General features: G+C 47.9%; 23 protein-coding genes, 1 tRNA gene and 2 riboswitches. Of the genes, 10 read left to right on the top strand and 14 right to left on the bottom strand.

Annotated features, from left to right (window positions below; all coding sequences use genetic code 11):
* Window positions 1–69: 69 nt before the first annotated feature.
* On the bottom strand, window positions 70–576 hold the full coding sequence (locus ACTJKB_RS29895; RefSeq protein WP_440837882.1) for a YwhD family protein: 507 nt from the start codon (window positions 574–576) through the stop codon (window positions 70–72).
* Window positions 577–693: 117 nt separating this feature from the next.
* Here ACTJKB_RS29895 and ACTJKB_RS29890 point away from each other — a divergent pair, with 117 nt between their 5' ends.
* The 6 genes from ACTJKB_RS29890 (at window position 694) to ACTJKB_RS29865 (ending at window position 6,689) form a co-directional block, all read left to right on the top strand.
* On the top strand, window positions 694–2,703 hold the full coding sequence (locus tag ACTJKB_RS29890; RefSeq protein ID WP_440837881.1) for a M1 family metallopeptidase: 2,010 nt from the start codon (window positions 694–696) through the stop codon (window positions 2,701–2,703).
* A 44-nt stretch (window positions 2,704–2,747) separates the two neighbouring features.
* Window positions 2,748–3,545 (top strand): hypothetical protein, encoded by a 798-nt coding sequence (locus tag ACTJKB_RS29885; RefSeq protein WP_440837880.1) that lies wholly within the window; start codon window positions 2,748–2,750, stop codon window positions 3,543–3,545.
* 221 nt (window positions 3,546–3,766) lie between these two features.
* A riboswitch (cyclic di-AMP (ydaO/yuaA leader) is annotated at window positions 3,767–3,905 on the top strand.
* A 57-nt stretch (window positions 3,906–3,962) separates the two neighbouring features.
* The gene (locus ACTJKB_RS29880) at window positions 3,963–4,391 is read left to right on the top strand and encodes a C40 family peptidase (protein ID WP_440837905.1); all 429 of its coding nucleotides are present in this window, start codon (window positions 3,963–3,965) and stop codon (window positions 4,389–4,391) included.
* A 389-nt stretch (window positions 4,392–4,780) separates the two neighbouring features.
* Window positions 4,781–4,923: riboswitch (cyclic di-AMP (ydaO/yuaA leader) on the top strand.
* A gap of 5 nt (window positions 4,924–4,928) precedes the next feature.
* Window positions 4,929–5,420: a C40 family peptidase gene (locus tag ACTJKB_RS29875; RefSeq protein WP_440837879.1), complete on the top strand. Its 492-nt coding sequence runs from the start codon at window positions 4,929–4,931 to the stop codon at window positions 5,418–5,420.
* 328 nt (window positions 5,421–5,748) lie between these two features.
* Complete coding sequence (locus tag ACTJKB_RS29870) at window positions 5,749–6,234, top strand: GNAT family N-acetyltransferase (protein ID WP_440837878.1); 486 nt, start codon at window positions 5,749–5,751, stop codon at window positions 6,232–6,234.
* A gap of 95 nt (window positions 6,235–6,329) precedes the next feature.
* A complete protein-coding gene (locus ACTJKB_RS29865) occupies window positions 6,330–6,689 on the top strand; it encodes a c-type cytochrome (protein WP_440837877.1) in 360 nt (119 codons plus the stop codon).
* A 127-nt stretch (window positions 6,690–6,816) separates the two neighbouring features.
* Here ACTJKB_RS29865 and ACTJKB_RS29860 read toward each other — a convergent pair whose 3' ends face one another.
* Window positions 6,817–7,104 carry a 4a-hydroxytetrahydrobiopterin dehydratase gene (locus tag ACTJKB_RS29860; RefSeq protein WP_440837876.1) on the bottom strand — a complete coding sequence of 96 codons (288 nt, stop codon included), beginning with the start codon at window positions 7,102–7,104 and terminating at the stop codon, window positions 6,817–6,819.
* Window positions 7,105–7,334: 230 nt separating this feature from the next.
* Window positions 7,335–7,628, bottom strand: a complete 294-nt coding sequence (locus ACTJKB_RS29855) for a hypothetical protein (RefSeq protein ID WP_440837904.1) — start codon at window positions 7,626–7,628, stop codon at window positions 7,335–7,337.
* A 204-nt stretch (window positions 7,629–7,832) separates the two neighbouring features.
* On the opposite strand from ACTJKB_RS29855, the gene motA reads away from it, so the two are divergent.
* Window positions 7,833–8,633, top strand: coding sequence for a flagellar motor stator protein MotA (motA, locus tag ACTJKB_RS29850; RefSeq protein ID WP_440837875.1), 801 nt, complete (start codon window positions 7,833–7,835; stop codon window positions 8,631–8,633).
* Entirely contained in the window at window positions 8,617–9,429 is an 813-nt protein-coding gene (gene motB / locus ACTJKB_RS29845) for a flagellar motor protein MotB (protein WP_440837874.1), read from the top strand. The genes motA and motB overlap by 17 nt, the downstream gene beginning before the upstream one ends.
* 91 nt (window positions 9,430–9,520) lie before the next feature.
* Here motB and rluF read toward each other — a convergent pair whose 3' ends face one another.
* The gene (gene rluF, locus ACTJKB_RS29840; protein ID WP_440837903.1) at window positions 9,521–10,222 is read right to left on the bottom strand and encodes a 23S rRNA pseudouridine(2604) synthase RluF; all 702 of its coding nucleotides are present in this window, start codon (window positions 10,220–10,222) and stop codon (window positions 9,521–9,523) included.
* On the bottom strand, window positions 10,212–12,539 hold the full coding sequence (locus tag ACTJKB_RS29835) for an ATP-binding protein (RefSeq protein ID WP_440837873.1): 2,328 nt from the start codon (window positions 12,537–12,539) through the stop codon (window positions 10,212–10,214). Before ACTJKB_RS29835 ends, rluF begins: the two co-directional genes overlap by 11 nt.
* 306 nt (window positions 12,540–12,845) lie before the next feature.
* Between ACTJKB_RS29835 and tadA the strand changes: the two genes are divergently transcribed.
* Both tadA and ACTJKB_RS29825 read left to right on the top strand, forming a co-directional pair.
* Window positions 12,846–13,346: a tRNA adenosine(34) deaminase TadA gene (gene tadA, locus ACTJKB_RS29830; protein ID WP_440837872.1), complete on the top strand. Its 501-nt coding sequence runs from the start codon at window positions 12,846–12,848 to the stop codon at window positions 13,344–13,346.
* 18 nt (window positions 13,347–13,364) lie between these two features.
* Complete coding sequence (locus ACTJKB_RS29825) at window positions 13,365–13,931, top strand: GNAT family N-acetyltransferase (protein ID WP_440837871.1); 567 nt, start codon at window positions 13,365–13,367, stop codon at window positions 13,929–13,931.
* 110 nt (window positions 13,932–14,041) lie between these two features.
* On the opposite strand, the gene ACTJKB_RS29820 is transcribed toward ACTJKB_RS29825, so the two are convergent.
* The 9 genes from ACTJKB_RS29820 to guaB form a co-directional block, all read right to left on the bottom strand.
* Window positions 14,042–15,139 (bottom strand): hypothetical protein, encoded by a 1,098-nt coding sequence (locus ACTJKB_RS29820; protein ID WP_440837870.1) that lies wholly within the window; start codon window positions 15,137–15,139, stop codon window positions 14,042–14,044.
* 104 nt (window positions 15,140–15,243) lie between these two features.
* Complete coding sequence (locus ACTJKB_RS29815; RefSeq protein ID WP_440837869.1) at window positions 15,244–15,396, bottom strand: small acid-soluble spore protein P; 153 nt, start codon at window positions 15,394–15,396, stop codon at window positions 15,244–15,246.
* Window positions 15,397–15,411: 15 nt separating this feature from the next.
* Window positions 15,412–15,753: a hypothetical protein gene (locus ACTJKB_RS29810; protein ID WP_074113698.1), complete on the bottom strand. Its 342-nt coding sequence runs from the start codon at window positions 15,751–15,753 to the stop codon at window positions 15,412–15,414.
* A gap of 161 nt (window positions 15,754–15,914) precedes the next feature.
* A tRNA-Ser gene (locus ACTJKB_RS29805) sits at window positions 15,915–16,003 on the bottom strand.
* Between the two features lie 64 nt (window positions 16,004–16,067).
* Window positions 16,068–17,357 carry a serine--tRNA ligase gene (gene serS / locus ACTJKB_RS29800; protein WP_440837868.1) on the bottom strand — a complete coding sequence of 430 codons (1,290 nt, stop codon included), beginning with the start codon at window positions 17,355–17,357 and terminating at the stop codon, window positions 16,068–16,070.
* Window positions 17,358–17,442: 85 nt separating this feature from the next.
* Entirely contained in the window at window positions 17,443–18,027 is a 585-nt protein-coding gene (pdxT, locus tag ACTJKB_RS29795) for a pyridoxal 5'-phosphate synthase glutaminase subunit PdxT (RefSeq protein WP_440837867.1), read from the bottom strand.
* A 19-nt stretch (window positions 18,028–18,046) separates the two neighbouring features.
* Window positions 18,047–18,928: a pyridoxal 5'-phosphate synthase lyase subunit PdxS gene (pdxS, locus tag ACTJKB_RS29790; RefSeq protein ID WP_074086956.1), complete on the bottom strand. Its 882-nt coding sequence runs from the start codon at window positions 18,926–18,928 to the stop codon at window positions 18,047–18,049.
* A gap of 113 nt (window positions 18,929–19,041) precedes the next feature.
* Complete coding sequence (locus tag ACTJKB_RS29785) at window positions 19,042–20,442, bottom strand: D-alanyl-D-alanine carboxypeptidase family protein (RefSeq protein WP_440837866.1); 1,401 nt, start codon at window positions 20,440–20,442, stop codon at window positions 19,042–19,044.
* A gap of 126 nt (window positions 20,443–20,568) precedes the next feature.
* The gene (gene guaB / locus ACTJKB_RS29780; RefSeq protein WP_074086992.1) at window positions 20,569–22,026 is read right to left on the bottom strand and encodes an IMP dehydrogenase; all 1,458 of its coding nucleotides are present in this window, start codon (window positions 22,024–22,026) and stop codon (window positions 20,569–20,571) included.
* Between the last annotated feature and the right edge of the window lie 456 nt (window positions 22,027–22,482).

Raw genomic sequence — 22,482 nt, 5'->3', positions numbered from 1 at the left:
CCTGAATTGGAGGGCTTGGCTGTTTTTGGAAACGCAATTTATTGGTCCTCATAGACACCGGTGGTAATCTTATTCCGACAATGCGGCCTTTAGCTCTTCGGCCGACGCGTCCCACCATTCTGCATTATGGGCAATCAGCAGCGATTTTAGGGCTGCTTTGTCAACTGCTCCAAGCCCCTCCAGAATCACTCTGCGCTTCAGGGCAGAATCCAGCTTGTTCACATGATCGGCAAGAATCTTCCAGCCCCGGCGGGCTTCAGTGTCAATCCACATCTCACAGGCAGTAATCCCGCCGTAAGACTGGCCCTCCGGGGTACGATCCACGGCTACCCAGACTACCCATACCTGTCTTCCGTCCGGCACATCGTCACGGTTCGGGCTGAATTTAATTCCCTTCTCCACTTTGCTCTTGGCATGCATGGCACCGATATCGATAACGGCCACACCGCCGTCAATAATAACCGGCGATACATTGTTCAAATCGATGGAGCCTGCTCCGAAGCCTTTATGCTTGCTCTTGGCATTTACGATATTCAGAGCCATCGGTTTTTTACCCTCTGGTTGGTTGTTATCCACAAGTGCACATCCTTCCCTTTCACTAATAGAACGTGAATATAATTTAATTTTAGCTAATAATGCGCCGAATGCAAACATATACATCCCGTAGATGCTTGTCACGGGAGGAATCACAGTATGAAGCCACAGTCATTAAGGTACACCCTCATCTTTGCGGCCTTCGCCGCCTTCGCCCTAGGAGGTGGAATTTGGGCGTTATCAGGGCACAACCCCGCTGTTCTGACGGCTGCCGCACCAAAAGAGGCCAAGTCCCCTCTAGCTGCACAGATCAAAGCTCCGCAACCCGTTCTCCCGGAGAGTAAGCCGATCCCCGTCTCAGAGGCGCTAAGCGAACGGGTGGCCGAATATCATATTGACGCGCAGCTAATCCCCTCTGCCGGGTCATTAAGGGCTTCTGAGACGGTGACCTGGACCCATCCCGGCCAAAAACCGGTACAAGACCTCTACTTCCACCTTTATCCGAATGCTTTTGCCTCCGAAGATACCACCTTTATGAAAGAATCCGGAGGAACACTACGCGGGGATAGAATGCCAGCGAATGGATACGGCAGCATGACTCTGACCGATCTCCGGACCTCTGACGGCGTCTCGCTCATGCAGCGTCTGCAGTATGTCCAGCCTGACGATGGCAATGTGAATGACAAGACACTGGTGAAGGTGCATCTTCCTGAACCGGTGAACGGAGGAGAAAGCGTTACGCTCAGGCTGAAGTATGAGGTCAAGCTGCCTAAAATATTCGCCCGCATGGGGATTTCAGGTGACTTTGTAATGGCTGGACAATGGTTTCCCAAGATTAGTGTATATGAGCCTGCTGGCACCCGGGGGGCAAAACAAGAAGGCTGGAATCTGCATCAGTACCACGGTACCTCCGAGTTCTACAGCGACTTTGGGATCTACAGTGTAACTCTTTCCGTGCCCTCCAATTATACAGTTGCAGCAACCGGCTTCCCGGTGAAGACCGCCAGGCTGAAGCAGGGCCAGAAGATTTACCAGTTCTACGCCGATGATGTTCATGATTTCGCCTGGGCGGCCTCTCCCGACTTTGCGGTTGCCGAGGAAGCCTTCTCTGCACCTGGAGTACCCGGGGTAAGGATAAAACTCTACCTGGACCCGCTGCATAAGGATTTACAGGAGCGGTATTTCCAGGCGGCCAAAGCTGCTCTTAGCGCCTTCAGCAAATGGTATGGTTCTTATCCTTACTCCACGCTATCTATCGTCGTCCCGCCAAAGGCAGGGAATGGCGCAGGCGGGATGGAGTACCCCACACTCATCACTGCCTTCGGCGCAGCCGAAGATGCCCCAGGCACGCAGCTTGAACGTACGGTCATCCATGAAATCGGGCATCAGTTTTTTTATGGCATGATAGCCAGCAATGAATTTGAGGAAGCCTGGCTGGATGAGAGCTTCACCTCTTATGCAGAAGACCGGTTGATGGAACAGGAATATGGGGTAGCCTCCAACACTGCGCTTCAGGCCAGTCTGGTAACCTCATCACAGCCACTCAATCTGGAGACCTGGAAATACACCGGAGACGATGCCTATACACGCAACGTATACATCCGGGGCAAACTGGTTCTCAAAGACATTGAGCAGCAAGTGGGAACCAAAACGATGGATGCCATCATGGCCACCTATGCCCGCAAATACCGTTTCCAGCACCCTTCCACAGCTGATTTTCAAAAGACCGTAGAAAAAGTGACCAAAAAATCGTGGCAGACGTATTTCGTTCAATATGTTTATAGTGGCGGCGCTCCTGATTTTTCCATAGATAACATTGTCAACACTCTTCACAAAAAGGGGAGAGACACAGATGGCCTTCGTTATGATTCATCAGTCGCCGTGAGCAACAAAGGCAGCCAGTACGGGGATGTGCCAGTAAAGTTTACATTTTCGGATGGATATACCGTTCAGCGGTATTGGAATGGAAAAGACAAGCAAACTACGTTTCAGCTGTCCTACAAAGCGCCGCTGATATCGGCAGAGATTGATCCCGAGCATTCCATCCTGCTGGAGAGTAAGCATTTGAATAATTTCAGACTCGCGGAACTGGAGCAGGACACGCTCTCACGATGGACGCTTAGCATAACCAACCTGATTGAAAATCTGCTCGGAACTCTTGTCTGGTGAGGTGAAGGAATGTGAAAAGATCGATATCCCGGGGCTGGCACAGCATGAAAGAGCAATTTTATATACTGATTCTATTGTTTATCTACCGGCTATTCTGGGGTTATTTCATGTACAAGTTCGTTAAAAGCGCCGTAGTCCCGGTACTGCTGCGTTATCCTGATCAGGATGCGGGCGGTAGCGGGATAGGCAGACTGCTGTATTATGTGGAGGGCCAGCTCGCACTGGGCACCGATTCCGGTGTTCAGCACTGGCTCTGGATGCTGCTGGCGCTAAGCGCATTAAGGCTGCTGCTCTCCCCATTCATCCGCGCAGGACTGCTCCATGAGCTCCATCAGGAGCGTAAGGGGGAGCGCGGGATGTTCTTTTTTCCGGGTATGCGGCTGTATGGGCTTCCGGTAATGTTGTTCAGTCTTGCAGAATGGGTGCTTACAGCTCTGCCCCTGTATTGGCTTCTTCCCAAAATGTACAGACTGCTGTTAAGCGGAATTCTGGATTATAAGCTATTGCTGAAACTGGCACCCTACATTCTGGCTTGGCTGCTATATCTGTTCTTCATCCGAAAAGTACTGCTGTACATGCAGTTCGGTTATACGGGTGGCACAGGTACTCTCTCTTCTCTCTTGGTGTGCCTGAAGGTGATCCTTCCTTCTGTGGGATTATCCCTTGTGATGGGAGCAGGGGGTCTGGTAATGATGCTTGCTTGCGGAGCGGCATCAATCTTATGGCCGGGGATGCCAGCACTTCTGCTACGGCAGTTCTCTCCACTTCCCACTACACTCTTCAAAATGTGGGGAATCGCCGCTCAATACCACCTTTGGTCCAGTAAATCATTCCCACAATAATTAAGCCGCTCAACCGGCATAATAAAAGAGTCACTGCTCCTTGAGGGGGCGGGACTCTTTTTTGGATTACAAAGTGAATAAGAGTATTTGCAAAACTGTAAATCCTCTGGTACAATGATGCCTGTACTACTAGTAACAAATTTGTAATCTTTAAAATGCAGCACATTCAAACACGTTAACATTCCAGAGCATTTACAAATTGTCGGCACGTCGCTCTTCTGGTGCATAAAACGCCAAATTCCCTGCACCGGGAAGCGGGGGAACCATATTTTGGGTGAATTGATCTCGCTTTAGAGGGGTCATAGGGGAACCTTCTACCGAATCCTTAAGCTAACCTCGCAGGCCTTGGAAGGAGTACATCTTTTGAGAAGTCAGAATTTTAAGAAGAAATGTACCGCAGCAGCACTTGGACTAGTGATGGTATTCACAATCGGAGCTGGCAGCGCTTTCGCCGATTCCAAGATGGACACCGTTATCGCAAAAACCATCGGAACCACCTATAAGTTCGGGGGCACTAGCACAAACGGTTTCGATTGCTCCGGCTTTACCTCGTATGTTTTTAAAAGTATCGGACTTACCCTGCCACGCACATCCAAGGCTCAATTCAGCGTTGGTACTTCCGTATCACGGAACAACTTGCGTTCAGGTGACCTGGTATTCTTCAATACTTTTGGTTCGGGAGTTTCCCATGTCGGCATTTATGTCGGAGGCGGTAAATTCGCACAATCTTCCAGCTCACGCGGCGTAACTGTAACTTCGCTGAGTCAAGCCTACTGGGCCAACCGCTACGTTGGCGCTAAACGAGTGATGAGCACTACAGCTTACAAAACTGTTGCCTACGATTAATTGAAGCTTTATCCCCTCACCATTACACCTCTAACAACTAAATGTAACTTATACAAGCCCGGAGCTGATTATTGCCGTAATCATTTTCCGGGTTTTCCCTTTTCCTTATTCTCCCTTTTACACGCTTTTTAGAGCTTTGAAACACCTTTTTGATAAATATTCCAGGCGGATCTTCCATGCAGCTAACTTATAGCGTAAAGAATCAGCGTAAATCAAGCCTTTTCCTCTTAAAAGGCTCAAAAAATATGTATTAATATGCTTTAAGTGATTGCCAAGTGCTTCTGTCTTTGTTACAATTATCGCAGTGAGTTGATAGTAACATTTTTGTAATTATTCAAACCTGATTTACAAAGGTTTTGTCATTGTTTTAATCCGTAAGCTAAATCTAATCAATCGTCGTGCCGAGTTCCTTAATCATTAGGGAAACGGGGGAACCGATTTTGGGTGAATTGACCTCCTATTTACAGAGGGGTCATAGGGGACCTTCAACCGAACCCTTAAGCTAACCTCGTAGGCATTTGGAAGGGGTATTTACTTTTGAAGAAGAAGCTAGCAGCAGCACTACTCAGCTTTTCGATCATTCTTACCATCGGAGCAGGAAGCGCTTTCGCAGACTCTAAAATGGATCAGGTTATCGACAAATCCATCGGAACTAAGTACGTATCAGGCGGAATTTCCACTAACGGTTTTGATTGCTCCGGATTTACCATGTATGTGTTTGATAAGATGGGAATCAACCTTCCTCACCAGTCTGGTTCCCAGTACCAAATGGGTACTGCCGTATCCCGCGATAACATTAGACCGGGAGATCTCGTATTCTTCAATACAAGCGGCAAAGGGGTATCCCATGTCGGGATTTATGTCGGAGAAGGTAAGTTCGCACACGCTTCTTCCAAGCGTGGTGTAACCATCAGCTCGCTGAATGACAGCTACTACGTCAACCGCTACGTTGGCGCCAAACGAATCATGAGCACAGATGCTTATCAAACGGTAGCTTCCGATTCCCAAGATAATGACGACGTGCAATAATCAGTAATTTTGTAACCGAACAGGCTCTTATCCAGGATTTTTGCCGAAATCCTGGAGGGGGCTTGTTTTTTTGTCCAAAGATAAGAATTTATATGTTTCACGCAATAAATTATCCTTATATTTCTCGCTGAAACGGAAACCGTCCTTAAAAGGACGGCGAAGCCGTTTACACTTGCTACAAAAGTTACTTACCCTACTCACTATTTGCAAAACATAAAAAACCGCGATTTTTGGAATTTTTTAAAATATATTGTTTATGCGCCGAAATGGAAATGTTTTGTATATAATTATGATATAACGTTTCGTTCTGAAGGGAGGCGGATGGCGGATGATTAGTTCTCCGGTAACTTTTTACGTTGTCCCCATGGAAGTTAATCACGCTGCAGAAATTTGTGAATGGATCTACAAACCTCCGTACAACATTTATGGCTGGATGTCCTGGGAGCAAATGCAGGCTTTGGACGTTGAGTTCGGCGATCCCCGGCTGCGGAGTGAGCAATACGTCTCGGTGGTGAACAGTCAAGGGATTCTCTGTGGCTTCGCACAGCTATTCCCTATGGAAGGTGTAGTTCGGCTAGGAATTGGTATGCGGCCTGATCTATGCGGGCAAGGCATGGGTCATCTGTTCATGAACGCCATCGTCAAGGCAGCCCTGGCACGATATCCGGAGCGCGAGATAGATCTGGAGGTGCTTACTTGGAACCAGAGAGCCATTCGTGCTTATCAAAAAAGTGGTTTTACGATTACGGATACTTATGAACGCCGGACTCCGACGGGCGACAAGCCATTTTATTGCATGGTCTATGACAAATAGCACAAACCATTCATTTTTTTGTCATAAACGCTATGATAACGCTTTACCTTCTTGTATAATGTAGGAAGCAGCTTACATGGAGGGGACGGATGCAGATGCAGAAATGGATCATGAGCGGTTTGTTTTTTGCCGCCTGTGCCTTTGCGGTAATCTTAATGTTCACCTTGCCCGGCAAAGCCGAAGTCGCCGAGGAGAACAAACCAACGATGCCGGAAGTGCAGATGGATGCGGCAAGCGCCGAGGCCACAGTAAAGAAGGCTAATTGCATCACCTGCCATGGTGACCAGCTTCAGGGCGGTGTAGGCCCTAGCCTCCAGCAGGAAGGCGGCAAGCATGACGCAGAAGAGATTTTCACCATTGTCACCAAAGGCCGCGGACAGATGCCTTCTTTCAAGGATAAGCTGGCGCCTGAAGAGATCGCGAATGTAGCGATGTGGCTTGCGGAGAAGAAATAACCATACTTCTTATCTCATCATATGGAACACAAAATGCCCGTGTACAGATCATATTGATCCTGTACCGGGCATTTTTATATAAGGGTTATGAATTCCCAATCTAAATTGGCCTAAATGGGTAAGAGTCTTAACGGTTCTTCTCAAAAGCCTCATTAAATTCATGGGCCTGCCGGATATCGAGCGCTGTAAGGCCATCCTCACCGATGGCAGACAGACGCAGGACAACGGTTTTGTAATCGACCGTAATATGCGGATGATGCTCGAATGCTTCCGATATCGCTGCAACCTCATCCACAAAAGCAATGCCCTTCATATATTCGCTGAACATGTATTTGCGCACCAGGGTACTCGGTTCCAGCTTCCATCCTTCCAGCTTGCTCACCTGCTCCCGCAGCTCTTCCTCCGTAAATTGCAATGTTCTTCCTCCCTTACTAAATTAACAGCTTAATGCCTTCTCAATGCAATGATACCTGATGCCTTAAACAAAACATCCCTCAGCTTTAAAAGTCCAAGGGATGCGCCAGGATGAAGGCTATTTTTCGGTTTATTGTATTCTCAAACCCTGGCAAATAGTACTCGGCTTCATCAATTTTACCACGCGGCACAGGGTGCGGGCAAACCGGCCGCCTTGGGGAAGGACTTTTATTAGACCAGGAGGACTGAAGCCAGATCCTCTTCGCCCAGCAAAATATTTATCCGGTGTGTTTCCTTATCGTAGATTACAACGCCACTGCCAACCTCAATAACCGGTTCATTACCTAAGGCGTAGAACAAATCCTCAGCGAGCGCTTCCCAGACCTCCATCTTCGATTCCTGCGGCAGCTCCCGCCACTCATCAGGTTCCATCTCAAAAAATACATACCCGTCAGAAATTCTTCCTACCGCTTCTGTCAGTTCACTCAAAATATCACTGTAATCTCTGCCATGCTTCACACCCACGTCAATCACTCCGTTTTCTCCATAGATGAATAATAACCTGCCTTACTCATTATAGCCGAAAAAATGACTTCACAAAAAAGGGAATGCTGTCGATAAATAAGAATATACGTTATTGGTCAGACGCAGAGTGTCCCACCGCTGTTCATGGAAGATACACGCGGTATAGTCGGATCATATCTTAATTCTCATGGACGAGGTGCATAAATGGAAATTTCAACAATAATCGGTTTGATTTTTGGTTTGGTTACAATAGTATGGGGGATGTTTCTTAAAGGCGCACCGTTAACAGCCTTGGGAGCACCCGCTGCTTACGTAATTATTTTATTGGGTACAGCCGCATCTTTATTTATAGCTTTCCCGCTCTCGGAAATGAAAAAAATCCCGTCATTGTTCAAGTTAATATTTGTAAAAAAGAAAATGGTCAGCAAATCCGAACTGATTACCATGTTTATGGAATGGGCCTCCATTACCCGCCGTGAAGGCTTGCTCGCCCTGGAATCCAAGGTCGATGAAATTGAAGACAACTTCCTTCGAAACGGCATGCGGATGATTATCGACGGCAATGATCAGGAATTTGTCCGTGATGTATTAATGGAAGATATCCACGCTACAGAGGATCGGCATAAAGCCGGAGCATTAATTTTCTCACAAGCCGGTATGTACGCACCAACGCTGGGCGTGCTCGGGGCTGTTATCGGACTGATTGCCGCACTTTCAGATATGAGTGCAGTGGAAAAACTGGCTCACGCCATCGGGGGTGCCTTCATTGCCACCATCGTCGGTATCTTTACAGGTTATGTACTTTGGCATCCGATTGCGACCAAGCTGAAGCGGCTCTCTAAAGGCGAAATTGAGATCAGGCTTATGATGGTAGAAGGACTTTTATCTATCCAGTCCGGGGTGTCAACCATCGCCATCAATCAGAAGCTTTCTGTCTTCCTTACGCCTTCTGAACGCGAGAAATTAGCTAACAAGGAGGGTGCTTCGAGTGAGCAAAAAGACTAGGCATGAGGAGCACGAAGAGCATGCCGATGAATCCTGGCTACTGCCATATTCCGATCTGATGACCCTTCTGGTTGCCCTGTTCCTCGCTATGTACGCCATGAGCGCTACGGATGCCCAGAAATTTGAAGAGATGGCCCAGGCCTTCAAATCTGAATTTGACGGCGGGTCGGGAGTTCTGGATTATAAGTCCGACGCTCCTACAAATACTCAAATGGATCAAGGTAAAGACGAAAAAATGAACAATGTCATTGCCCCGAATACCGGTAAGGCGGACATTGCCAAATTGAAACAAAAAGAGCAAGAGGAGCTTGAGAAGCTAAAGAAGCAATTCGATCAGTATATCAAGAATAACGGCATGACCGATTTGCTCAGCACCAAGTTGAATCAATCACAGCTGACGATCACTATCAGCGACAACGCCTTGTTCTCTTCCGGACAGGCCGTGGTAAAGGATGATTCCCGTCAGCTGGCGAAGTCCATCTCCACGATGCTGCAGCAATTTCCGGATTATGAAGTACTGGTAGAGGGCCATACGGATAATATCCCAATCTCCAACAGTGAGTATTCTTCCAACTGGGATCTCAGTGTAGCCCGTGCGCTGCAATTCATGAAAATTCTGCTGCTAAATCCCTATCTCGATCCGGTTAAGTTCAGTCCCATCGGATATGGGGAGTATCACCCGATCGCTGACAACTCAACGGCTGCCGGACGGGCGAAGAACCGCCGCGTGGAGGTCTCCATCCTTCGGAAGTATCAGGATGCCACGCAGACTATAGATCCTGCTACCGGAAAATAAGATTATATATATTCAACAAGAGCTGTTCTGAAGGTCTTATCCAGACCTTTCAGAACAGCTCTTGTTTTATTATATGTCCAATAACCGCTGGTTACTGCAGCTTATAGTTCAGCATGGTACCCAGTTCTTGCTTCTCCTGGGCCGACAGCTCACGCCATTCTCCGGTTTGCAGGGTACCCAAGCGGATGTTCATCACACGAATGCGCTGCAGCCGCCGCACCTCATACCCAAAAGCAGAACACATTCTGCGGATTTGCCGGTTCTTGCCTTCCGTAAGAATAATCCGGAAGACCCGCTCACTGATTCGCGTTACTTCGCAGGGAAGCGTACGGCTGCCCAGTATCTTGACTCCGCTCGACATCCCAGTAATGAAGGATGGGGTAAGGGGACGATCCACAGTCACGATATATTCCTTCTCATGTTTACCTTCGGCGCGTAATATTTTGTTAACGATATCTCCATCATTGGTCAGCAGGATTAATCCCTCAGAATCTTTATCAAGCCGGCCGATGGGGAATATACGCTCATGATGTCCGATAAAGTCGACAATATTTCCTTGAATATGCGCTTCTGTAGTCGAAGTAATACCCACCGGCTTATTCAGTGCAATGTAGACGACCTTACTGCCCGTTTCAAGCAGTTTACCATCTATCCGCACCTCATCTCCCGGCTCAGCCTGACTGCCAAGCACAGCACGCTCTCCGTTGATGCTAACTCTACCGCCTTCCACCAGCTTGTCTGCTTCACGCCGTGAGCAGAATCCTGTCTCACTGATGAACTTATTAATTCTCACTTCGATCTTCACTCCGTTCTTCATTCATAACCTGCCCGGGGGCCTGCTCTCCAGCTGCAGGCAGTTTGATGGTAACTTCCGCCCCACACCCGTATTCACTGCGTATTTCCATGCTGCCTTTATGGGATTGGATAATTCTCTGGCTGACCATGAGCCCAAGGCCCGTTCCTGTTTCCTTATTGGTAAAGAATGGTTCCCCAAGCTTGGGCAGCATATCCTCGGGAACACCTTCTCCCTCATCTGAGATAACGATCACTACGATATCGTCTATTCTATGTTGCTCCAGTGTGATCGTGCCGCCATCAGGCATAGCTTCAATCGCATTTTTGACAATATTGATAAACACCTGCTTCAGCTGGTTTTCTTCACAATGCACCGTTGCCGGCTGTTCGGAAAACCGGGCCTCGAATTCAATCCCGAACAAGTGCGCCTGGCTGTCCAGCAACGAAATTACATCACCCAGAATAAGCCGGACGTCTCTTAGCTGAAAATGCACGGCCTGCGGCTTGGCCAAAATTAAAAATTCACTTACGATGAGATTAATCCGCTCCAGCTCCGAGAGCATAAGATCAATATGGAGCGGTACCAGAAGCTTCTTCTCTTGCTGCAGCTGCAGGAATCCCCGCAGGGTAGTGAGCGGATTCCGGATTTCATGGGCAACCCCAGCTGCGAGCTGGCCGACCGTAGTCAGCTTCTCCGAGCGCCTCAGCAGTTCCTCGATCCGGTTGCGCTCCGTCATATCACGGGAGACATGAACGAAAGACTGCGGGTTGCCCTCTTCGTCACGGATAACCGAGCTGCTGACACTGACTTCGACGAGCGAACCGTCACGTTTTAACCGTATGGTCTCCAGTGGAGGCAGAACGGCCCCGTTCTTCAGCTCTCTCAGTCTGGCTTCTTCCTGCTTCTGCGCAGTGGCCGGCACCAGATAAGGCATCTTATGCCATACATCGTTCGCACTCCAGCCGTACAATTCCTCAAAGGCCCGGTTCGTGCTGATAATCCGGCCCTCCATATCCATCGTATGAATCGCATCGGAGGTGCCGTTAATCACAGACTCCAGACGCTCTTTGACAGCCCGGTTCTCTTCCAATGTCTGTCCCAGCCGGTTCGTATGCTGCAGCAAATGTGAGGTCATAGCATTAATACGGTGCGCCAATTGCCCAAGCTCGTCACGGCTGGCCACATTCAGCGGAGGCTCAAACTTGCCTCTGGCCACATCGTTTACCTTTGCCAGGATATCCTGGATTGGCCGGGTAACAATACCTGCGAGGATATAGCTTGCCATGAAAAAAACAATAAGCAGCACAACTGATGTAGTCACATTATTCAACAGCTGCTCCCGGATTACCGACGAAATGATTGAATAATCCATAACTACACTGATGACATAATCCTCAGCTCCAGGCTGCTTAATCGGAATGAAGGTTTTCAGTACTCTTTTGCCAAGAGCCTGTGTGTCCAGGGTAATGGGTACACCGCTGCTGAGCGCTTCCATAATTGCTGACCTATCTTCTTCAACGTTGCCGTACTTGTAAGTTCCATACTTAATAGCCTGGTTTTTCAGCTTAAGGTATACAGAATCACTTCCATCGGACTGCATGGTCGATACGCCAAACGTTTTGGGATTGATCCCTGTGATCTCTAAGATCCCCGGATTGACCTCTTTGGACTGGCGGACAATTTCATCAGGGTTCATGATCTTTACATAATCGCTTACGGCGGTGCTGCGAATGTAGGGATCTATAATGTAGTTTCTCGATGGATCGTAATAGTATCCCCACTTCTCAATGTATTTGGGATTGGAGGTTGAATATTCAAAAGGCCCTGACCAGAAATGCTCAAAGCTCTGTCCTTGCCCAACCGACACCTCCTGCCCCGCAAACAGCTCGAGAAAAGCCACATACCAATAGCCCATGCCTTTGGTAGACAGATTAAGTTCGCCGGGATCGGAGGATTTGGCAACGACCACATCATCCTCAGTCTTGACCAGAAGCGAAATATTAGACACACCCAGCTTATGGGCTAGAGCAACCAGCTGTGCGTTCTTAACATTCTTAATATCGGGATCAAGCTCCTTGGAAGCCAAAATAGCAGCCAATCTCAGGTTCTGAGCGATCTGGTGCTGCACGTAATTGGAGCTGTAGCTGCTCTGCTCGACGGAAACGGCAATCTGACTGGCGGTCATCTTCATATTTTGTACACTCTCATTACGAAGATTGTTACGGGCTGCGTGAAGATTAAGTGTGAGATTTAGCGCCAGAATTAAAAGTACTGAACCAAAAATGATAACCGATAACTTAATTTTTATAGACAAGCTGTCTGTTCACCTCTTATCCGCTGGTAAATCCTAGCGGAGCGTTCAAACATTATCATACCCTTTTGCCCCCTCATTTGAAAAGACATTTCACTTCTAGAGCCTTCTTCGGGAAATATTGAATTTTATAGACACTTTCTCTACAATGAATAAGAAACCATCCACAGGTTATGCACATATAAACATTTTATCAAATGGCGATGTGTACAAAATTGTGTATAAGTCGGGCTTTATCCACAGAGTTATGCACAATTTGTTAAGAACGAATATTTGTTCGTTGCACAAAGAGTAGATTTGGAAGGGAAGATGAGCTTGAATCGTATTAATAATGAACTGTCCTCGGAGGAGATGGCCGTTCATGAATATTGGATGAGGGAAGCGATAGCGGAGGCGCGCAAGGCAGAAGCCCTGGGTGAGGTGCCTATCGGAGCCGTAATAGTCCGCCATGGGGAAATTATCGGCCGGGGTTATAATCTGCGTGAAACAACCATGGACTCTACCGCCCATGCAGAGATGGTTGCTATTCGTGAGGCCAGTGCCCTGCTCAATTCATGGCGTCTCCTGGACTGTCAGCTGTACGTGACCCTGGAGCCCTGTCCCATGTGTGCCGGGGCGATGGTCCAGTCCAGAGTGCCACGGACTGTATATGGCACAACCGACCCCAAAGCCGGCTGTGCAGGCACACTAATGAATCTGCTGGAAGAGCCGCGTTTTAATCACCGCACCGAGGTCATTCAGGGCATATTGCAGCAGGAATGTGCAGAGCTGCTGACCACCTTTTTTCGCCGGCTTCGGAAGAAATCTTAGGATGAAGGAGGACCTTTCATGTCTCATAAGTTATATGGCACACCTCAAGGCATCTATATTGCTTTGCTGGAGGTCAAAGATGCCAGTGAGCTGCTCCAACTGCGTCTGCGCAATAAGGAACATCATCAGCCCTTTGAGCCTCTGAGGGAGGAGGACTACTTCACCCTTGAGAGTCAGCTGCAGCTCATCAGGCAGCGTTTGGAGGATTCTAAGCAAGACCGGGCATATATGTTCGGTATATTTTTATTGGACGGTCAGCTGATTGGCCAGATCACCATCTCCAATGTAGTGCGCGGTGTTGGACAGTTTGCGGATATTGGCTATTTCATGGATTATGCCTTGCAGGGAAAAGGGTACACAAGCGCCGCCGTTCGGCTTGTCCTTAAGTTCGCTTTCCGCTCTCTTGCCCTGCATAGAGTGCAGGCTGCCATTTTACTTCATAACCACGGGTCACGCCGGGTGCTGGAGAAGAACGGGTTTCAAGCTGAAGGTATTGCCCGCCGCTTCATCCAAATTAATGGACAATGGCAAGATCACCGTACTTACGCTATACTTGCTGATGATGTCCAGCCGGATGAGGAGTAACAGCGTTACCTAGTGCAGAGATCTCCCCACTTTCATACGATATATTCAAAAATCCCGCATATACGCCAAAACGGCGCTCATATGCGGGATTTTTAAATTACAGAGTCTGTTTAGAAAGACGTACCCATGGAGCCAAATTCCTGTTCTAGCTGATCCATTGTAATGACGTTTTCTCCCTGCGGAATACCGATGGTGAAGGTCTGCTTTTCATTAATTTTACTATATTGATTGCTGGCATTTAAGGATAAGCTGAGATTCTCACCTTTGTCAGGATCATTTACTTTAATATCCATCAGCAGATCCTGATACACCGGAAAATCGTCTTTGTTGATAGCCGTGTTCATATGAAATTGATTGATAGTCAGATAAGTTCCCAAATCCGCCAGGTCTTTGTCGAACTCTGCACGGCTTTTACTGGACTGCAGCTCTTCTTTGACTTTAGCCAGGTCCGTATCTTTAATATTCAACATTTCTTTATACTCTGGCTTACCTACGATATCGATGATCTTCGGCAGGGCATTATTCACAAAAATAGTAAGCGCCTCTTTGACGTTATCATTGGTGATCTTGAATTGAACTACCTGGTCTGCTTCGACACCCTCCGGCAAGGCGGCGTCCTTGGGCTTAATGTCACTGAAGTACTTTTGATCATCGTATTCACCAAGCAGTGTGTTTAGCACCTCATTCGAGAGCTTCTGCATCTTCTGTGTATCCATGGAGGCAGGGTTAAATTCAGTTCCTTGCTGCTCTGCCAATTTTTTCAGATCAAGTTCTACGAACTTGCCAACCACCGTCTCCGGAAGCGGCAGGAAGGGAATTGAAGGTACTTTGATATACAACTTCTCTGCGGTCATGACCATTGGAATATTAAAAGACATCGTCATATCGCCCTTCAGATTGAGCACCAGCGTCATTTCAGTCTGCATGGGATCTGCCTGATAGACACCATCAATGGTGACCTCGGCATTCTTAAGCATACTAAGCACCTGCGCAGTGGTGGCATCTGACTCCCCGTTTGCCGGCGCATCAATAGTCAGATTATTAATGACCACCTTGCTCTTCATCTCATACGATTTGAGCGTTGTCGCTTTGACAGCGGCTGACTTCAACGCTTCTTTAGGTGCTTGCTCTTTGTTCGCGCAGCCAGGCAGAATCACTGCAGCGGTTAGCAGCAATGCAGCAGCGGACAACCCCCATTTTTTGTTCATTATAAATCTCCTCTCCCATGTAAAAAATTTCTTCACCCTCCCTAATGATAAACCATTTGGGAAAAATGAGAAACATTTCTCACCATATATTCTCCAGAAACAAATCAGCCCTGCGGATTATGGTGGTCTACATGGTTAGCCTGCTTAACCTTTTTAGAACCGGATAACGGCTCTGGACCTGAGGGTTTATGATCCTTACGGCGCACCTGATTGTTGTTCTCGACGCCCGGCACAGGCATGCTCTTCGGTTTGCTCATATTTAAATTTCCCTCCTATGGATTGGTCAGGTCTTGAAGAGCCTGCGCGCATTCATGAATCTGTCTGGTATACTGTTGCGCCAATGACTGAACGGCATCCGCACGCTCATCGGTAGGGCGGCCAGCCTCTTCCGCATCAATCAAACTTACGGCTACCTCGCGGCTGTCGACATAAGTACAACGAAAATCAAGGGAATAGGCCTGCCGTCCGGCAGCATTAAAATGAATGAGCAGACTGCTCGGGTCCGCCGCATCACCCTGTAGGCTAAAGCTGTCTCCCTCCTCCATCAGAGCAGGCAGGCGCTCCTGCCAAGCAGAAACCAGACTTTGCTGATCCAGCTGTAATTGTCGGTTCATTGTTATTATCAGCCTCCTTCCCTATTACATTGCGGAGAAAGGACATTTTTTATACTTGTTGCTGTACATAACAAACGAAAGCCAGCCGTCCGGCTGGATCAAAAAAAGCCACCTTCCAAGGAAGGCAGCTTCTATCTTCATGTATTCATCTCTTAAAGGAATGGCGGAGAGGATGGGATTCGAACCCATGTGGGCTTGCACCCTAACGGTTTTCAAGACCGCCCCGTTATGACCGCTTCGGTACCTCTCCAATGCATTGAAATTTCACATGCATTAGGATTATATCACACAATGCAAGCATTATGCAACTATGATTATTGTGCAGCTTTCGGGCTGATCACTTTCACATTTCGCATATACGGCTGCAGCACTGCCGGAATTATTACCGAGCCATCAGCCTGCTGATAATTCTCCAGAATGGCGGCTAACGTACGGCCAACAGCAAGAGCAGAACCGTTCAGCGTATGAACAAATTCAGGCTTCGCCTTAGGCTCCTTGCGGAAGCGAATGTTAGCCCGTCTCGCCTGGAAGTCCTCTGTATTCGAGCAGGAGGAGATTTCACGGTACATGCCGCTCTCAGGCAGCCATACCTCAAGGTCATACGTCTTGGCTGAGGTGAAGCCCATATCGCCTGTGCAGAGTCCCAGTACCCGGTATGGCAGTTCCAGAAGCTGTAGCACGCGTTCGGCATCTGCCGTCATCTTCTCCAGTTCCTCATAAGAGGTCTCAGGTGAGGTAAGCTTCACAAGCTCCACCTTGTTGAACTGATGCTGACGAATTAACCCGCGTGTATCACGGCCAGCCGAGCCGGCCTCCGAACGGAAGCAGGAGCTGTAAGCCACATGATATTTCGGCAGATCCGCAGCTGTCAGAATCTCATCACGATAGTAATTGGTTACCGGTACCTCAGCAGTAGGAATCAGATAATATTCTGTATCCCGAAGTTTGAAAAGATCCTCTTCGAACTTAGGAAGCTGACCAGTCCCGTATAGGCTATCCTTATTTACGATATAAGGGGGCAGCATCTCATCATAATGGTGCTCCCCGCTGTGAAGATCCATCATGAAGTTGATAAGTGCACGTTCCAGACGTGCTCCCAGACCTTTATAAAAGGCAAAACGCGAGCCAGTAACCTTGGCAGCGGCTTCAAAGTCAATGATGTCCAGCTGCTGTCCCAGCTCCCAGTGTGACTTCGGTGTAAATTCAAACTCACGCGGCTGTGACCAGCGGCGCACTTCCACATTTTCTTCCTCGGATTTGCCTACCGGCACCGATTCATGCGGAATATTAGGGATGCTCATCGTCAGTTCTTCAATACGGGTCTCAAGCACCCTTACTTCATCATCAAGCTCTTTAATCCGGTCGGATACCGTACGCATCTCAACGATTAAATCCTCTGCGGGTTCGCCGTTCTTCTTCTTCTTCGCCACTTCACCTGATACGGTGTTGCGTCGGTTTTTCAATCCTTCGGTCTCTTGCAGCAGCTCACGGCGGCGCAGATCCAGCTGTGGAAATTCAGCAATCAGTTCGAGCGATTTGCCCCGTTTGTTCAGTGCCTCTTCTACTCTGGCATAATCACTGCGCAATATTTTTACATCTAGCACTAAGTTTCCCTCCTGAAAACAGCCCAAACTCTTTCAAAATGCTGTTTGCAGCTTTGAAAGAGTCGGAATGTTCTTATATGCGGTTCTATTGATTGGCCGCTACACTGCACTCTACCATATCGGCAAAGTATTGGTGCAGCCTATAATCATCTGTCAACTCCGGATGAAAAGAGGATACAAGCAAATTCCCCTGGCGGGCAGTCACAATCTCATCGTTATAGAGCGTGAGTACCTCAACTTCTGGCCCAACCTCGTTAATAAGAGGAGCACGGATGAATACAGCGCGCACCGGCTCATGGATTCCTTTAACCTGCAGATCACATTCAAAGCTTTCCCGCTGGCGGCCAAAGGCATTCCGGGCAACGGTGATGTCCATCAGCTCTAAATGACCAGGTTCGCCGCCCGCAATATGTTTCGCCAGTACGATCATACCTGCGCATGTCCCAAAAATAGGCTTCCCCTGACCGGCAAAATCACGGATAGCTTCAATGAAGCCGTACTTGCGCATGAGCTTGCCTATCGTAGTGCTTTCGCCGCCGGGTATAATCAATCCTTCGATCTCCTCCAGCTGCTCTACACGTTTGATTGGCAGGCCCTGAGCCCCGGTTTTCTCTATACTGACAATATGCTCTGTTACAGCGCCTTGAAGCGCCAGCACTCCTATTTTCATCGGGACAACCTTCTCTCTGTTAACGGCCGCGTTCCGACATGCGTTCTGCCGGTGACAATGAGGCAATATCGATTCCCTTCATAGGGGTTCCGAGGTTCTTGGATACTTCTGCAATCAGCTTGTAATCGGTGAAGTGAGTAGTTGCTTCAACGATTGCACGGGCAAACTTCTCGGGATTATCCGATTTGAAAATACCGGAACCAACGAACACGCCATCGGCACCCAGATGCATCATTAAAGCGGCGTCTGCCGGTGTTGCTACACCGCCTGCAGCGAAGTTAACAACTGGCAATTTACCTAACTGATGTACTTCAAGCAGTAGTTCGTAAGGAACACCCAGTGTCTTCGCTTCATTATACAACTCATCCAGTGAAAGATTGGTCACCTTTCGGATTTGGCTGTTGATATACCGCATATGACGCACAGCCTCAACAATGTTACCTGTTCCCGGTTCGCCTTTGGTACGGATCATGGAGGCACCTTCATTTATACGGCGCAGCGCTTCACCCAGATCTTTGGCGCCACATACAAAAGGAACTGTGAATTCACGTTTGTTAATATGGAACACTTCATCAGCCGGAGTGAGGACTTCACTCTCGTCCAAATAATCCACACCCAGGGACTCCAGAACCTTCGCTTCTACATAATGTCCGATACGGGCTTTGGCCATAACGGGAATGCTTACTACCTTTATAACCTCTTCCACAATCGTAGGATCGGCCATCCGGGCTACACCGCCCGCTGCACGAATATCAGAAGGGACGCGTTCCAGTGCCATAACCGCAACTGCTCCCGCAGCCTCAGCAATTTTTGCCTGTTCTGCATTCATGACGTCCATAATGACGCCGCCTTTTTGCATTTCTGCCATGCCTCTTTTTACACGCGATGTTCCTGTTTCCATGACCAAGCCTCCCGAATGAACTTACTTATTCTAACAAATAATTTTACCGCAAGGCGGCTATATATACAACCTATTTACTCGGATTTTCTCCTGTTTTCGACATTTTTCAGCCGTTAGAACAAGTTCTTAATTCCTTTAAACAGATCGCCAAAAAACTCTCCTATTGCTCTCATTAGCAATTTGAACCAACCGGCCTTCTCTGCCTCTTCAGCTGTAATCAGGTTAACGGTCTTCTCCTGAACCTGAGTGATACCTTCCACCTGGTAGGAATAGGTCACTTTCCCCACTTTACTGCCTCCGGCTATCGGTGCAACCAAGGTTGATGGATCATTGGTGACAACGGTCGTTTTGATCTTTGGAGATACAGTTCCCTTAGGCACGATAAACGTTACGCCGGCATCGGTTACAATGGAGACGTCTTTGTTCTTACCTTTTAATACTGGAACGGTTTCATTGCCTGCAATAACTGCCTTAGGGGCAACAACCTGCTTAATCTCAAAATTATTAAAGCCAAAATCGAGTACTTTCTTTGTTTCTGTGAAACGGTGAGGCTCTGAATCGGCTCCCATTACCACACTGATCAGCCGCATTCCGTCACGAACGGCAGTACCGGTGAAACAGTTACCCGCATTGGAAGTATGTCCAGTCTTCAGACCGTCAAGCCCCGGATAAGCGTAGGCTTTAAAGTTCGTAACCTCTTTGTTTCCTTCCAGCATCCAGTTATAGTTAACCATTGGCGCTTTATCGCGCTCACGGAATTTGTAGGATTGAATGGTGGTGAAATCTGTGAAATCCGGATGATCGGTTACAATGAATTTAGCCAGAAGGGCCGCATCCATAGCAGACATTACCGTTTCACGATCAGTGTCAGGCCGGAATTTCGCAGGCATATCATCCCGGTCGAGACCGGTTGAGTTGATGAAATAGGCGGTCTTCATCCCCATCTTCTGTGCTGTTTCATTCATCAGAGCAACGAATTGCTGTTCAGATCCAGCAACCTCTTCTGCCAAGGCTACCGTTGCATCATTTGCAGAACCTACCGCCATGGCTATGTACAGCTCTTTGACTGTATGTTCGTCCCCTTGTGCCAAAAAAATACGCGATCCAATCTGTTTGGATGCATTCTCCTGCACCACGACTTTTTTATCCCATGATAGCTGGCCTTTGTTAACGGCTTCTGTAACTAGATACTCTGTCATCATCTTGGTCATGCTCGCCGGAGGCAGAGGCACATCCGCATTTAGTGACAATAGTACTTCACCAGTAGTAGGTTCCAGCAAAACGGCTGATTTCAGGTTCAATCCCAGCGATTCTACCGAAGGAATCTTTACTGCCTTTGTTGCCTTGGTTCCAGTTGTATTTGTAGCTGCTGTGCCTGACTCTGTAGTAGCGGGGGTCTTGACTGCATCAGCTAGAGCTGAATTCACAGGTGATGCCAGCATATTTAAAAGCAAACCTACTGTCGCTGTCTTAATCACAAATTGTTTACTGCTGAATTTATGCTTGTACTTCAATGATTACTACTCTCCTTTTGCCCTCATATCCATTGCTTGTTCTATTCTAACACAGGGGTACCTTCAAAAAAAGACAGACAGGACGAATTTCGTCCTATCTGCCCTTAAAATGCCGATTATCCAATCTTAGAGGGAATAGTTAGGTGCTTCCTTGGTAATTTGCACATCATGCGGGTGACTCTCACGCAGACCGGCTCCAGTAATCCGTATAAAAGAGGTATCGTTACGAAGCTCCTCCAATGTCTTGGTTCCACAATAGCCCATCCCTGAACGAAGTCCGCCAATCAACTGATGAACCGTATCTGAGAGACTGCCTTTAAAAGCAACGCGTCCTTCAATACCTTCAGGAACCAGCTTCTTATCATCATCTTGGAAGTAACGGTCTTTACTTCCCTGCTTCATGGCACTCATACTGCCCATGCCGCGATAAACTTTGAATTTGCGCCCCTGATAAATTTCCGAATCTCCAGGGCTTTCGTCCGTACCTGCGAACAAGCTACCCATCATAACTGCAGATGCTCCTGCAGCAATGGCTTTGGTGATCTCTCCGGAGTATTTGATTCCGCCGTCCGCAATAATGGGTACACCGTACTCGCGGGCTACTGTTGCACAATCATAGATGGCTGTAATTTGAGGTACACCAATACCGGCGATAACACGCGTGGTACAGATCGATCCAGGTCCAATGCCCACCTTGACCACTGATGCTCCGGCTTCAATCAACTCACGGGTAGCTTCACCGGTGGCAACATTGCCAGCTACAATGGTAAGATCCGGATATTGTTCGCGCAGTTTGCGGACAGCATCAATAATATTGATATGGTGCCCATGTGCAGAATCTACAGTAATGAGATCGACACCGGCTTTTACCAATGCTTCTGTCCGTTCAAAAGTATCCTTGGAAATGCCGATCGCAGCACCAACCAGCAGGCGGCCTTGGGCATCCTTGGCACCATTCGGGAATTGAATGGCCTTCTCAATATCTTTTATTGTAATCAGACCCTTAAGAATGTTGTTCTCATCCACCAGCGGCAGCTTCTCAATCTTATGGCGTTGCAGGATGACTTCAGCTTCCTGAAGGGTAGTGCCTACAGCAGCAGTCACCAAATTCTCATGCGTCATTACTTCTTTGATCTGAATATTGAAATCATGAATAAACCGCAAGTCTCTGTTGGTCAAAATCCCAACCAGCTTGTTGTTGTCATCTACGATGGGCACGCCAGAGATACGATATTTACCCATCAGGACTTCGGCGTCGGATACCCAGTGTTCTGGTGTAAGAGAGAAGGGATTGGTGATAACGCCACTTTCGGAACGCTTAACACGGTCCACTTCTTCCGCTTGCTGCTCCACGGACATATTCTTATGAATAATGCCAATGCCACCCTCACGCGCAATAGCAATTGCCATTGCCGCTTCCGTAACCGTGTCCATACCCGCGCTCATCAAAGGGATGTTCAGCTTCACATTCTTGCTTAATACCGTAGTCAATTCGACTTCTTTCGGGAGCACCTCGGATTTACGCGGTACCAGCAGCACATCATCAAAAGTTAATCCCTCTTTGCCAAACTTATCTTCCCACACCTGGGTCATTCCTCCTCAAATGTCTTTACTTCTAAACGCCTGCAAACTTTATGAATGAAGAAACTAAGGTTCAAGTCCATACCCGATAGACACTGATAAAGACCTAGAAGCTATACGTTTTCGTATCTTCAGTTAAGGTTTGAGATGCTTGTCCAAAAATATATTATTGCCATCTTAGCAAAGGGTTTTTGGCCTGTCAAGAATATTACATCACGGGAGAAGTTATTCGGAAAACTGCCTGCGAGTAAGCGAATTCTTGGACGAAAGTCCGTTTGGAGTGGACACTTCATCCATAAATATCTATAGCCATTCGCTGCCAACACGGCAAACTTCACAAGGTAAAGAGAACACCTCCTTACTAGTATCCCTTAAATTCCGCTAAAACAACAAAAAAGCCATTGTCGATTGCTCAACAATGGCTTCATGTGCTTGGCGGCGTCCTACTCTCCCAGGACC

This window comes from Paenibacillus sp. 22594 (assembly GCF_052044425.1).
Classification (GTDB): domain Bacteria; phylum Bacillota; class Bacilli; order Paenibacillales; family Paenibacillaceae; genus Paenibacillus_AQ.
This window is presented reverse-complemented; position numbering and strand designations above follow the sequence as displayed.